Genomic DNA, 12,846 nt, shown 5'->3' with positions numbered 1-12,846 from the left:
GGACGGTGGGGGCATGGTCTTCACCGATGCGGAACGCACCTACCTGTCCAGTCAGCGACTCGGCCGTTTGGCGACCGTCGATGCCGACGGGATGCCGCAGAACAGCCCGGTCGGATTCCGAGTGGATCCGGAGAGCGGCACGATCGACATCAGCGGCTGGAAGATGGGCGCCAGCCGGAAGTTCCGGAACGTCCAGCGCGGAAGCGGCGTCGCGTTGGTCGTCGACGACATCGCATCCGTCGATCCTTGGCGGGTGCGCGGCGTCGAGATTCGTGGCGTGGCGGAAGCGCTCACCGACCAGCCGCGCACCAACGATTACGTCAGTGGCGAGGTCATCCGAATCCATCCGCGCTGGATCTTCAGCTGGGGTATCGACCCCGACCAGTCAGCGGGTTCGAGGCGCCGCGTCTGAACCCATCCTCCGAATGCGCGGCCGACGTCGGGCACGTGCACGAAGCGCGCGCCACGTCCGGCCGGGTGACCGCGCAACCGTGCGACGATCCGGCCCCGTGAAGCAGGATGCGTACACAAGAGGGTGGTCGGCGTGGTGCTGAAGGTCGACGTCCCGCCCGACCTCGTCCGCGGTGACGTCGACGAGGGCTACGGTCCGGTCGCGGACGCGTTCCGGCGCAACTTCGCCGAGCGCGGGGAGATCGGTGCGGCCTGCGCGGCCTACCGCGACGGCCGCAAAGTCGTCGACCTGTGGGGTGGCTACGCCGACGGCCTCCGCCGGTCGCCCTGGCAGGAGAACACGTTGGTGACGATGTTCTCCACCACCAAGGGCGTGGCGTCGTTGGCGTTGGCGCTCGCGCACTCGAAGCGGCTGCTCGACTACGACGAACCGGTCGCCACCTACTGGCCGGAGTTCGCCGAGGCCGGCAAGCAGAACGTCACCGTCCGCCAGTTGCTCTCCCACCAAGCCGGCCTCGCGGCGATCGACCGCCCGCTCGGCCTCGAGCACCTCGCTGACCTCGACGCGCTCGCGGATGCGCTGGCCGTCCAAGCCCCCGCATGGACGCCCGGCACCCGACACGGCTATCACGGGATCTCCCTCGGCTGGTACGAGGGCGAGCTGCTGCGCCGGATCGATCCGCAGCACCGGTCACTAGGCCGGTACTTCGCTGAGGAGATCGCCGCGCCACTCGACCTCGACTTCTTCATCGGGCTACCGGACGACGTCGACGCGGATCGCCTCGCCACCGTCCACGGCTTCAAGCCGGCCGAGATGGCGCTGCACACCCACGAGATGCCGTGGCGGTTCGTGCTCGCGTTCCTCAATCCGCGGAGCCTTTCCGCGCGGTCGTTCGGCAACCCGAAGCTGCTCGGGGTGATCGACAACTACAACCGGCGGGACGTGTTGCGCGTCGAACTGCCCGCCGCGAACGGGACCGGCGAGGTGCGCGCGGTCGCGCGTGCCTACTCCGCGGCGATCTCCGGGGAACTCGGCCTGAGCGACGACACGCTCGCCGCGCTCACCGAGACCGCACCGCCGCCCTCCGGTGGCGCCGACGACCTGGTGCTGCGAGTGGAGACCCGCTACTCCCTCGGATACGCGAAGCCGTTTCCGCGGTTCGTCTTCGGAAGCTCCGCGAACCAGGCGTTCGGCACGATGGGTACCGGAGGTTCGTTCGGGTTCGCGGATCCGGATACCGGCATCGGCTTCGCGTACGCCATGAACCGCACCGGCTTCCGACTCTGGGACGACCCGCGGGAGCACGCGCTTCGGCAGGCGCTCTACGTCGACGTCCTCAAAGAGCGCCCGCAGCAGCCGTAACGCCCCCGCACGCACCCGTAACGCGTCCGCGCGCCCCCGGGGCGCGGCGGGATCGGGACGTTCCGGCATGCTGACAACGCGCCCGGCGTGTCCGGGTGGCCGCTGATGCCCGTGCGGGGTGATGGTGGCGGTGTTCGTGCGGACGGCGTGCAAGGGAGAGCCATGGGGCTGGTCGTAGGAGTCGACGTCGGCGGTGCGCGCATCGCGGCCGGCCTGGTCGACACCGACGGCCGGGTACTGATCCGGCAGACGGTCCCGACCCCGCCGCGCCCCACTGACCTGGTGCCGTGCGTCCACGCGCTGGTGAACGCGTTCCGCGGCGGGTACGCGATCTCCGCGGTCGGCCTGGGGATCGCCGGGTTCGTCGACCGCGATCGGTCGACGGTTCTCTTCTCCTCGCTCGCGGGCTGGGCCGACCAGCCGATCGGCGCCGAACTCGAGCAGCTCCTCGACCTTCCGGTCGTCGTGGAGAACTCCGGCAGCGCCGCCGCCTGGGCAGAGGTGCGCTACGGCGCGGGAATCGGCGAGACCAGCCTGGTCAGTTGCGTGATCGGCACCGGCCTCGGCGGTGGATTCGTCATCGATGGGCAGCCGTATCGCGGTCGGTTCGGCATCGCCGCGGAGTACGGGCACATTCCGGTGGTCCCGGGCGGTCTGCTCTGCGGCTGCGGCAACCGCGGGTGCTGGCAGATGTACGCGTCCGGCGCAGCGCTCGCCCGTGAGGCCAAGCAACTCGCCGCCTCCGGGTCGGAGGATGCGAAGCCACTGCTCGCGCGGGCCGGCGGGAACGGCGAAGAGATCGGGTACCGGGTGGTGGCGGCGGTGGCGCGGGACGGTGATCCGGCCGCTCTCGCGCTCGTCGAGAACTTGGGTCGCTGGCTGGGGACCGGCATCGCGACCGTCGCGTCCGTGCTCGATCCCGGCTGTGTCGTGATCGGCGGTGGGCTGCTCGCGGCGCTGGTCGGCGTCGCGGCCGGCCCCGACAGCGACGGCGTCGACCTGCTGCTCGAGCCGGCCCGGGACGAGTTCCGGCGCAGCTTGCCAGGGCGTGGCTACCGGCGTGAGGCCACCATCGAACCGTCCCGGCTCGGTACCGACGCCGGGCTGATCGGCGCCGCCGACCTCGCCCGATCGCGTCGCTGAGCCACGCGCCGAGGTAGCCGAGCCGCCCACCGCAGCCGTCTCGTTCCGGTCCGGTGACCGACTTCCTGGTCCTCTCGGGTACGACCGTACGAGGGCCGCGTGTCCCCCATTCGGCCCTCAGGGCGGGGGCACTTCGTTGCGGAGCCGCGTTCCGAGGCATTTCGGGGCGGTAGGGGTGCCCCCCTTTCTGCCATGGTGTAGCCGTGTTCGGGTGCCCTCGCGGACGTCAGTCCGTTCTCGACGGTCGCGGTGACCTGTACGGCGGTTGTCCGGATGCGGCCCTCGCCCTACTCGGGATGCCGTGACGTTCTCGCCAGGCTCCGGCGACAGACGTGCGGTCAACCACGACGGCGCGCTCCCTGGGCCTGTCGTCGAATTGGCCGAACACACCGAGTACCAGCGCCGCACAGCCGCGTTCGTCGCGCACCGGAAGGCGGTCTGCCGCGACGAGCTGTGCCGGCTGTCCGCGGTGTGCGGTCTGGTCTGGCTGGTCCTCTACCAGTCGTTCGCGTGGGCGGCCGGCGGTACCTGGGCCGCGCCGCTGGTCACCGATGCGCTGTATCTCCTCCCGATCGCCGCCGCGACGTTCCTCGGAGTTCTCGCGGTACGTCGCAGTACCGGCCGCATCAGAGTGGTCTGGATCTGGCTCGCCGCCTCGCACGCCTGCTGGCTGGCCGGGGAGCTGACATGGAGCGTCTGGGGCGTCTGGCTGGCGCCCGACCGGACCGCGGCGGTCGCCGAGACCGACCTGGCGGTGCCGCTCGCCGAGGTCGGCTATACGGCCTCCTACGCGTTGCTGGTCCCGGCCGCGTGGTTCGGGTTCGTCGAGACGCGCAAGCTGTGGCGGGCCCGCGCGCTGCTGGACGCCGCTTTGGTGGTCCTCGCGGTCGGATCCGTGGCCTGGCGTCTCCTCGGTGGCTCGGATCCGGTCCGGGCGGACATCGCCGCGGATCTGGCCTACCCCGCCGTCGGCCTGGTGTTCGTCGTCGCCCTCGTCGGAGCCGGTCTCGCCGGGCACCGGGGGATCCCCTGCTCGATCCTGCTCTCGATCGGCGGGTACCTGTTCGGCATCGTCGCCGATGCCGGTTACGCGTTCGCGGACGCGAACGACACCTACTCCGACACCAGCCTGGTGAACCTCGGGTGGCAAACCCAGGCGGTGCTGCTCACGCTCGGCGGGCTGGCCGCCGTCCGGCACCCCGACGTCGAGCCTCCGGTGGAACGGTTCGACCACGACCGAGCGTTCGGTGCGGTGCTGGTCTCCGGACTCGTGGTGGCGCTCCTGGTCTGTGTGGACCAGATCCGCAACCAGAAGGTCGAAACGGTCTGGCTCGCGGTGACCGGCCTGGTACTTACTGGACTGCTCGCTCGCCAGGTACTCACGACCCGGGAACGGACCAGGCTCGCTCAAGAGTTGGACCGTGCGCTGCAGGAGCAGCGACGGACCGCGGTCACCGACGGCCTGACCGGCCTCTACAACCGGCCGTTCTTCCAGGCGCTGTTAGGAGTCGAGGCGCAGCGGGCTCTGCACGGCAACGGCCGCGCCGGTCTGATCCTCGTTGATCTCGACTCGTTCGCCGAGATCAACGACCACCACGGCTGGGCGGCCGGTGACGCGGTGCTGGTGCAGGTCGCCGACCGCCTGCGCATCGCCGCGCGCCCCGGCGACGTGCTGGCCCGGTACGGCGGCGTGGAGTTCGCCTGCTTGCTGCCGCAGACCGACGAGGAGGCGGCGATGGAGGTCGCCGAGCGGTTCCGGCAGGCGCTTCGGCGGACGTCGATCGTCGTCGGAAGTGGTGCGTCGGTCGCGGTGACCGGGTCCTTCGGCGTCGCGACCGCGGCCGGACACCTCACCGAGCCGGCGGCCGACGGCGCGTCGGAACTCGTCGTCGACATGGAACGCCTGGTTCGGGACGCCGACCGGGCGCTCAGCGATGCGAAGGAGCGCGGCGGAGACCGCGTCGTGGTCGCCGGCCGTGCCGACCGTCGGACGCTCGCCGACGACACGGACGTCCCGGCGGAGCTGGCGTGGCTCGCCGACCGGGTCGACCGTGTGCTCAGCGACCACGAGCACAGCACCGCGGTGGCGCGGTGGTGCCTGCTCGTCGGTAGCTACCTGGCGCTCGACCACATCGAGCTGCGGCAGGTCGTCGCCGCTGGACGGTTGCACGACATCGGAAAGTTCGGTCTGGGGGCGGCGATCCTCCGTAAGACCGATCCGCTCACCGAGGCCGAGTGGGGAGCATTGCGATGCCACCCGGCGGAAGGGGCTCGACTGCTCCGCGGCGTCGGCGATCATGCGGCGCTCGCCCCGTTGGTGGCGGCGCACCACGAGCGGTGGGACGGCCTCGGGTACCCCGAGGGCATCAAGGGTGAGGACATCCCGCTCGGCGCGCGGATCATTGCGGTCTGCGACAGCTGGGCGGCGATGCGCGTCGACAGGCCCTACGCGCCGGCACTCGACGCCCGCGCGGCCCGCGACGAGATCGAACGTGCTCGTGGCACCCAGTTCGACCCGATCGTCGTGGATGCGTTCCTTGCGCTGTTGGATCAGGACCTAATAGACGACCCCGCCCCTTTGTGAGCGGCCCGCCCAGAACGACGCTGACAGGCGAGCGCGACGACTAGAGACGCAAGGCAGATGTCGCGGCCCGAACGGATGCAGCCGCGTGCGCGCGCCTGTTCGCGACCGGTCACGACTGGGATTTGCGTCGCGCTCGACTGCCAGCGCCGCCCTGGGCGGGCTCCAGGTTTCAGGCAACTGCGCGCGCCTGGCGGCGCTTTGACAGCAACTGCATCAGGGCGACGCCGAGCGCGGCGGCGGTGGCCCCGAGCGTGTTCAGGAGGACGTCGTCGACGCTGGTCACGCGGCCGATCGCAAGGCCGTACTGCAGTAGCTCGACGGTGATCGAACCGGCGCACGCCAGCGCCGCCACCAGCGGTAGGCGGAGATCCCAGCGCAGCGGCGCGCAGAACCCGAACGCCGCGAACACCAAGAGGTTGCCGCCGATCTGCTCGACCGCGACCGCCGGGTCGCCGGTGAGCTGCGCGTACAGCCCGACCAGCGGGACCGCCTCCACCGACCGTCCCGATCCTCGCGGGGTCAGGATCATCCAGAGCCACGGCGCGGTGCCGACAACGAGCCCGACCTCGGCGAACGACCACCGCCACGGATGCGCAGCACCGCGCCGGGCCCGCCGTCGTGCCAGCGCGATCGCGACGCCCGCAGCGGGAACGAGCGCTGCGGCTGCGACCACGACGACGCCGTACCAGGTTGATCCGACCACGCGCGCATCGTGCCATCCCCGGGCGCCTCGGGAATGGTTGACACGTCATCTACATTGTAGAAGTGGTCAAGTGCGCCACACCCTGGGAGGTTCCGATGCCTGCGATCACCGTCGACAATCCGCTCGCCCTGCCGAGGCTCGCGCCGATCGACCCCGTCGTCGACCGTCCGCGCGTGGTGACCAGCCTCACCACCGCGCCGCAGGGGTACGAGGGCGAGGGGTTCCCGGTCCGGAGGGCGTTCGCCGGGGTGGATCTCCGCGCACTCGACCCGTTCATCCACCTGGACCAAATGGGTGAAGTCGAGTACGGCGCCGGGGAGCCGAAGGGAACGCCGTGGCACCCCCATCGGGGCTTCGAGACCGTGACCTACATGATCGACGGCGAGATGGCCCACCAGGACTCGAACGGCGGCGGTGGGCTGATCACCAACGGTGACACGCAGTGGATGACCGCGGGCGGTGGCATCCTGCACATCGAGACGCCGCCCGAGCACCTCGTGGCCAGCGGGGGTCTCTTCCACGGGCTGCAGCTCTGGGTCAATCTGCCGCGCGCGTCGAAGTTCGCGTCGCCGCGGTACCAGGACATCCGGGGTAACAAGGTCGCGCTGCTCAGCTCACCGGACGGCGGGGCGCTGCTCCGCGTGATCGCCGGTGAGCTGGACGGCCACGCCGGGCCGGGCAGTACGTACACGCCGATCACGATCGTGCACGCGACCCTGAGCCCGGGGGCGAGCGTCACCGTGCCGTGGCGGGGGGACTTCAACGCGCTCGTGTACGTCCTCGGCGGAGCCGGCACCGTCGGCGCGAAGGGACGCCCGATCCGGACCGGGCAGCTGGCGGTCCTGGAGGATGGCAACACGATCACGGTCGCGGCGAACCCCACCCAGGAGTCGCGGACGCCGAACCTCGACGTCGTGCTGCTCGGTGGTCAGCCGATCCGGGAGCCGGTGGCTATGGCCGGGCCGTTCGTCATGAACACGCGGGCCGAGGTGGTGCAGGCGTTCGAGGACTTCCGCGCCGGTCGACTCGGCAGCATCCCGGCGGTGCACGCGGATGTGGCCGGCGAGACCGGTCAACCTTGAGCGGACGGTGGTGCGCCCCGTGCGGCGGGCATGCCGGTGCGCCGCGTGCGGCGGGCATGCCGGTGACCGGGCTCCCGTGGGGCCCGGTGACCGTCGTGCGGTGGTCCGCTCAGAAGGGCGGTGGGTCGTCGTCCACGTCCGAGGTGGCAACGGGTGCGGCGACGACTGAAGCCAGCGATGGGCTGACCGGATCGTCCCGGTCGGAGCAATCGAACGGCGACGTCTCGACGTCGTAGCCAGGTGCCTGGACCGTGTAGCTGTGACCGGCGGGGCTGATCCAGGTGCAGGTCCTCTGCTCGACGTCATGGTCGATCTGCCAGCCCGCTTCGTCCTTCGCGCGGTGATGGCGGCGGCAGAGCGGCACCAGGTTGGCCCGGCCGGTCGTGCCGCCGTCGATGCGCCGGACGTTGTGGTCGAGGTCGCAGCGGTAGGACGGCTGCGAGCAGCCGGGGAACATGCAGGTGGGGTAGTTGGCGCGCACCAGCGCCGCCAACGAGGTGGACGGGCGGTAGACCGAGCGGCCGAGGTCGGCGACGACGCCGCGCCGGTCGGCGAGCCACTTCTCCCAGCGTCCATCGCCGGCCAGCTCGCGGACGATCGAGGGCGGTACGGGGCCGTAGCCCGTGAGGTCTCCGGGTTCGTGGGTGCCCCGGAGCGCGGTGCTCAACGGCGCGACGAGGGCGACGCGCGGCGGGGCGGCGCGCCGGCCGGTCACGATCGCCCGGACGGCCCGCGCCCAGCGTCGCAGGAAGGCGTCGGACGCCGCGCCGGGATCAGGGTCGTCGGTGTCGGTGTCGGTGTCGGTGCCGGTCGGGTCGGCGCCGGGCGGGGGAGCGCCCGAAGCGTCGCTCGGTCGACCGTCCGGCGAGGTCGTCTCGGGTAGCCACGCGCGCTGATCGGCCGCGAGAAGGCCCAGTTCGGAGAGGGCGACGAGGGCATCGGCGCGGCGTTGGTCGATCGTGCGCTTGTCGCCGGCGAAGCGCGAGCGCCCGGCCAGCTGGTTGAGCGCGATCCGGATGCGGGCGGCACCCTCGGCGGGCAGGAAGGCGCGGAGTTCGGTCATGGCGTCGGGAAGAGGCAAGAAGTCGACGCGGCGGCCGGTCCGCGCGCGCTTGGCACGCTTGTCGGCTCCCTCCGGGTCGGCCTTGATGACTTCCTTGCGGGCGCGCGTGGCGGTCTGCGCGGGGGTCTTCTTCGAAGCGGCGTCGAGGAGACGGGCTTCGGCCTCGGCGGCGAGATCGTCGTCCTCGAGAGGCTGGAGGCCGTTGGCGATCTCGGCGGCGTGGCGATAGGTGATGCGCCCCTCGGCCAGGGCCCGGCCGGTGAGGAACCGGCGGCCGGACAGTGCCCGCGCCACGTCGATGCGGTCGGCGGCTCCGGCGTTGGACATGCGGAGCGCGGCGGCGACCTCTTCGCGGCCCCAGTCTTCCTCGTCGGCCTCGGCCGAGCGGCCGGCCACGTCGAGGATCGCCGCGTTCAATCGGGCGTCCGCCCAGGCGATCACGCGCTGCCAGGCCTGGGCGATCACGACCTGGTCGGCCGCGTCGGGCAATGCCTCGGGCAGACCGTTCGCGTCCAGCCCGGACCGGGGCATCGGGTCGAGCGCCGTGAGAACGCCGACCAGCTCGGGGCCTGGTCGGATGGTTCGCAGCTGCAAGAAGTCGAAGTCGGTGCCCATGGACGAAGATTAGAACTGACGTACGACCATTTCCTCGTTGTCCACAGCCCGATGACGGGGCGGAGGGAAAGTTTCCGGATCCGCCCCGGCATCGGAGAGCAGGTCAGCAGGTCAGCAGGTCAGCAGGTTCAGCCTTTGCCGACCGGTCCCGACGCCGGATCGGGCTCCCTCGCGGGCTCGGGCGTCGCCTCCCGCGTCGGTGCGACGAGTTCGTCGGCACCGATGCTGGTCTGCGCCGTGGAGGCGGCCGGCAGCACCGCTGGTGCCGGCGTCCCGTCCGGCCCGGGAACGGCCGCGGGCAGGAGCCGGGACGGCACGAATTGGGCCAGCCACTCGGTACGGACCACGGCCAGCGGCCCGATGATCGCCAGCACGAGCACGTATCCGGCTGCGAAAGCCGCGACCCGCGAGTCGAGCCCGGCACCGATCGCCAGCGTGCCGAGCACGATCGAGAACTCGCCCCGGGTCAGCACGGTCACCGCGACGTTGGTCCCAGCGCGCCGGTCGAACCCGTACAGGCGCGCGGCTCCCAGTCCTGCCACCAGGTTCAGCCCGATCGTGAGGACGACCGCCACCGCGATCGGGCCCGCCACCGACACCACGTCACCCGGGTCGATCGTCAACCCGAACGTGAAGAAGAACAGCGCCGCGAACGCGTCCCGCAGGGGGTGGACCAACGTGGTCACCCGCTCCGCGTGGGGCGTCGACCCGATCACGAGGCCGATCATGAAGGCCCCGATCGCGTCCGACACCCCGAGCTCCTCGGCGGCTCCGGCAGCCACGACCGCCAGCCCGACGAACATCACGACCAGCAGCTCGTCCGCCCGGACGTCGAGCAGCCGGGACACCAAGCGGGTACCCCACCGCGCCAGCCCGAACAGCAGCGCGAGGAACGCGAACGCGACGCCGAACTGGAGCGCCGCGGCGGCGAGGCTGTCGGCGTCCCCCAGAACCGGCTGGAGCGCCGCCAGGTAGAAGGCCAGGAACACGTCCTCGACCACGATGATGCCGAGGATCAACCGGGACTCCGGGTTGCGCAGCCGCCCGAGTTCGATCAGCAGCTTGCTCACGATCGCCGAGGACGAGATACCGACGATCCCGGCCAGCACGAGCGCCTCCCGGGCGCCCCAGCCGAGCGCGAACCCGAAGGCCAGGCCGCCGCCGATGTTGAGCAGTAGGTATCCCAGACCGGCGACGGCGAGCTTGCGCCCGCCGCTGACCAGATCGTCCAGATGGAACTCCAGGCCCAGGTAGAAGAGCAGGAAGATCAGGCCGAGCGTGGACAGCAGCGCGAAGTGCGACGGGTCCTCGATCAGGGCGAGCCCCGGCGTGTGCGGACCGAGCAGCACCCCGGCCAGGACGAACACCGGAATCGTCGGGAGTCCGATCCGGGCGCCCAGCCGGGCGAGTATTCCGGCGGCGAGGAACGCGCCACCGAGCGCGAGCAGGATCTCAGCGGTGTGCATCAGACCACCGCCCCGCTGTCGGCGCGGACGGGCCGTTTCTTGCCCGTCTTCGGCCCGCCGGCCTTCGACCCGGCACCGCGGATCCGACCGGGCCAGCGATTCTCCAGCAGCACGGCCATCGGCGTCGCGGTCAGCGCCGAGGACGCCGTACCGACGATCACGCCGACCAGCAGCGCGATCGCGAAGTCGGTCAGCGAGTCACCTCCGAGCACCGCCAGCGCGGTCAGGATGAACAGCGCGCCCAGACCGGTGTTCACCGTGCGCGGCACGGTCTGCAGCACCGCTTCGTTCGCGACGTCCGCGAAAGGTGCCCTACGGTTCGCGCCGCGCCAGCGTTCCCGGATCCGGTCGAAGATCACTACCGAGTCGTTCACCGAGTACCCGATCACGGTGAGCAGGGCGGCCAGGAACACCCCGTCCAGGCTCTTGCCGAGCCACGCGAACAGCCCGACGACGATCAGGACGTCGTGCATCATCGCCGCGACCGACGCGACCGCGAACGTCCAGCGGAACCGCAGCGCCAGGTAGGCGGCTTGCGCAGCCAGAGCGATCGCGAGCCCGATCAGCGCTTTCGTCCGTAGTTCGCTGCCCAGCGACGGCCCGATCTGCTCGTCCCGGATCCGCTCGACCGATCCGCCGGACGCGTCGGCGAGCGCAGTCCGAATCCGCTGCTCTTCGGCGTCGGAGATCCGTTCGGTCCGGACGCTCAGGTCCTCGTCACCGGACTCCACCACCACCGCACGGGGGAAGCCGGCGTGAGCGACGGCCTGCCGGGCGTCGCGGACGGCGATCGACCGATCGGTCGTGTACTCCATCAGCCTGCCGCCGGTGAACTCGACGCCGAGGTTGAGGCCGCGGATACCGATCCCGGCCAGCGCCACCACGACCAGCACGGCCGAGCCCGCCAGGAACACCTTGCGGTGACGCATCAGGTCGATGCCTCGCCCGGTGATCCAGCGCTGCACGCGGCCGGGCCCGGCCAGCCCGGTCCATGCCGGATGACGTCGCACCCAGGGCAATGCGATCAGCAACTCCATCAAGATCCGGGTGAACAGCAGCGCGCTCACCATCGAGGCGAGTACACCGATCGACAGCGTCACGCCGAATCCGCGGACCGGGCCGGACGCCAGGAAGAACAGCAATCCGGCGGCGAGCAGCGTCGTGACGTTGGAGTCCGCGATCGCCGAGAACGCGTTGCGGAAGCCGCTGCCGACGGCGGTCGGCAAGCTACGGGCTCCTCCGGCGAAGTCCTCCCGGGAACGCTCGAAGATCAGCACGCATCCGTCGATCGCCATGCCGATCGCGAGCACGAACCCGGCCAGGCCGGGCAGCGTCAGCGTCGCCCCGAGCGCAGTCAGCGCCCCGTAGGCCAGCGCTCCGTACCCGGCCAGCGCGAACGCGGCGACCAGCCCGGACAGCCGGTAGACGAGCAGCAGGAACCCGACGGTCAGCGCGATGCCGATCGCCGCGGCCTCGGCGCTCGCCCGGATCGCGGCCGCGCCGAGCGTCGGGCCGACGGTCCGCTGCTCGACGTTCTCCACCGGCACCGGCAGCGCGCCCGCCTTGACGAGCAGTGCGAGGTCGTTCGCCTCGGCCTTGGTGAACGAGCCGGTGATCTGCGTAGACCCGCCGACGATGCCGACGTCGCACCGTACGTCCTCGCCGACCTGCGGAGCCGACACGATCTCCTGGTCGAGCACGATCGCGACGCGGCGGCGCGGATCGCCGGACGGCGAGCACGCCGCGGTTCCGGTCACGGTCTCCCACGCCCGCTCGCCGGAGCCGCGGAAGTCCACGGTGACGAACCAGCCGAGTCCGCTCGTGGCGTCGAACGACGCCGCCGCGTCGGCGATCCCCTCCCCGGTCAGCGCGGCCGGACCGAGGCGGAGCGGAATTCCCGCATCATCGGTCAGCGTGACCTCCGCCGCCGGGTCGGCCGGCGCCGCCCCGGTCGCGTCGGCCGGAGCCCCGCCGGTCGCGTCGGGGGTGGCGTCCGGGCTCGCGTCGGGAGTCGGTGTCGCGGCGGCGGCCTCGGCGGGCCCGAGGACCGGCCGCACGGTGAGCTGGGCGGTGCGCCCGATCACGGCGGCGGCCTCGGCCGGATCTTGGACGCCGGGCAGTTCGACGATGATCCGGTTCTCACCGGAGCGGGTGATCGTCGGCTCGGTCACGCCGAGCGCGTCGATCCGGCGGCGGAGCACTTCCACCGTGCGGTCGGTCGCTTCGGCGTCGGCTCGGGTCGTTGAGGTGTTCTTGGTTTCGAGCACGATCTGGGTCCCGCCCCGCAGGTCGAGGCCCAGCCTCGGGCTGGCGGTGACGGTGAGGTAGACGGAGACGGCGATGACGGCGCACGCGAACAACGCGCGCGCCAGGCTGGCGCGTTTCATGAATGGTCCTCCGGACGAGAGGCGGTTAC

The 12,846-nt window shown here is 71.4% G+C and carries 9 protein-coding genes; 5 read left to right on the top strand and 4 right to left on the bottom strand.

What is annotated here, in order from left to right; genetic code table 11:
* Nucleotides 1-13: 13 nt before the first annotated feature.
* The 4 genes from ABEB28_RS15380 to ABEB28_RS15365 all read left to right on the top strand — a co-directional run bounded on the left by ABEB28_RS15380 (nt 14) and on the right by ABEB28_RS15365 (nt 5,501).
* The gene (locus ABEB28_RS15380; protein ID WP_345728768.1) at nt 14-412 is read left to right on the top strand and encodes a PPOX class F420-dependent oxidoreductase; all 399 of its coding nucleotides are present in this window, start codon (nt 14-16) and stop codon (nt 410-412) included.
* A gap of 132 nt (nt 413-544) precedes the next feature.
* Nucleotides 545-1,774 (top strand): serine hydrolase domain-containing protein, encoded by a 1,230-nt coding sequence (locus tag ABEB28_RS15375; protein ID WP_345728767.1) that lies wholly within the window; start codon nt 545-547, stop codon nt 1,772-1,774.
* 162 nt (nt 1,775-1,936) lie between these two features.
* Complete coding sequence (locus tag ABEB28_RS15370) at nt 1,937-2,917, top strand: ROK family protein (protein WP_345728766.1); 981 nt, start codon at nt 1,937-1,939, stop codon at nt 2,915-2,917.
* A 301-nt stretch (nt 2,918-3,218) separates the two neighbouring features.
* On the top strand, nt 3,219-5,501 hold the full coding sequence (locus tag ABEB28_RS15365; RefSeq protein WP_345728765.1) for a bifunctional diguanylate cyclase/phosphohydrolase: 2,283 nt from the start codon (nt 3,219-3,221) through the stop codon (nt 5,499-5,501).
* A 169-nt stretch (nt 5,502-5,670) separates the two neighbouring features.
* Here ABEB28_RS15365 and ABEB28_RS15360 read toward each other — a convergent pair whose 3' ends face one another.
* Nucleotides 5,671-6,204: a VanZ family protein gene (locus ABEB28_RS15360; RefSeq protein ID WP_345728764.1), complete on the bottom strand. Its 534-nt coding sequence runs from the start codon at nt 6,202-6,204 to the stop codon at nt 5,671-5,673.
* A gap of 95 nt (nt 6,205-6,299) precedes the next feature.
* On the opposite strand from ABEB28_RS15360, the gene ABEB28_RS15355 reads away from it, so the two are divergent.
* Nucleotides 6,300-7,286: a pirin family protein gene (locus tag ABEB28_RS15355; protein WP_345728763.1), complete on the top strand. Its 987-nt coding sequence runs from the start codon at nt 6,300-6,302 to the stop codon at nt 7,284-7,286.
* A gap of 109 nt (nt 7,287-7,395) precedes the next feature.
* On the opposite strand, the gene ABEB28_RS15350 is transcribed toward ABEB28_RS15355, so the two are convergent.
* From ABEB28_RS15350 to secD, 3 genes are all read right to left on the bottom strand, one after another.
* Nucleotides 7,396-8,964 carry an HNH endonuclease signature motif containing protein gene (locus ABEB28_RS15350; RefSeq protein ID WP_345728762.1) on the bottom strand — a complete coding sequence of 523 codons (1,569 nt, stop codon included), beginning with the start codon at nt 8,962-8,964 and terminating at the stop codon, nt 7,396-7,398.
* 128 nt (nt 8,965-9,092) lie between these two features.
* The gene (locus ABEB28_RS15345) at nt 9,093-10,430 is read right to left on the bottom strand and encodes a cation:proton antiporter (RefSeq protein ID WP_345728761.1); all 1,338 of its coding nucleotides are present in this window, start codon (nt 10,428-10,430) and stop codon (nt 9,093-9,095) included.
* Complete coding sequence (gene secD / locus ABEB28_RS15340; RefSeq protein ID WP_345728760.1) at nt 10,430-12,817, bottom strand: protein translocase subunit SecD; 2,388 nt, start codon at nt 12,815-12,817, stop codon at nt 10,430-10,432. The genes ABEB28_RS15345 and secD overlap by 1 nt, the downstream gene beginning before the upstream one ends.
* Nucleotides 12,818-12,846 lie beyond the last annotated feature (29 nt).

The organism is Cryptosporangium minutisporangium (assembly GCF_039536245.1).
Taxonomy (GTDB): Bacteria; Actinomycetota; Actinomycetes; order Mycobacteriales; family Cryptosporangiaceae; genus Cryptosporangium; species Cryptosporangium minutisporangium.
This window is presented reverse-complemented; position numbering and strand designations above follow the sequence as displayed.

Coding starts and splice junctions, on each gene's coding strand:
- ABEB28_RS15380 (WP_345728768.1), top strand. CDS start 14: ATGGTCTTCACCGATGCGGAACGCACCTACCTGTCCAGTCAGCGACTC.
- ABEB28_RS15370 (WP_345728766.1), top strand. CDS start 1,937: ATGGGGCTGGTCGTAGGAGTCGACGTCGGCGGTGCGCGCATCGCGGCC.
- ABEB28_RS15355 (WP_345728763.1), top strand. CDS start 6,300: ATGCCTGCGATCACCGTCGACAATCCGCTCGCCCTGCCGAGGCTCGCG.
- ABEB28_RS15350 (WP_345728762.1), bottom strand. CDS start 8,964: ATGGGCACCGACTTCGACTTCTTGCAGCTGCGAACCATCCGACCAGGC.
- ABEB28_RS15345 (WP_345728761.1), bottom strand. CDS start 10,430: ATGCACACCGCTGAGATCCTGCTCGCGCTCGGTGGCGCGTTCCTCGCC.
- secD (WP_345728760.1), bottom strand. CDS start 12,817: ATGAAACGCGCCAGCCTGGCGCGCGCGTTGTTCGCGTGCGCCGTCATC.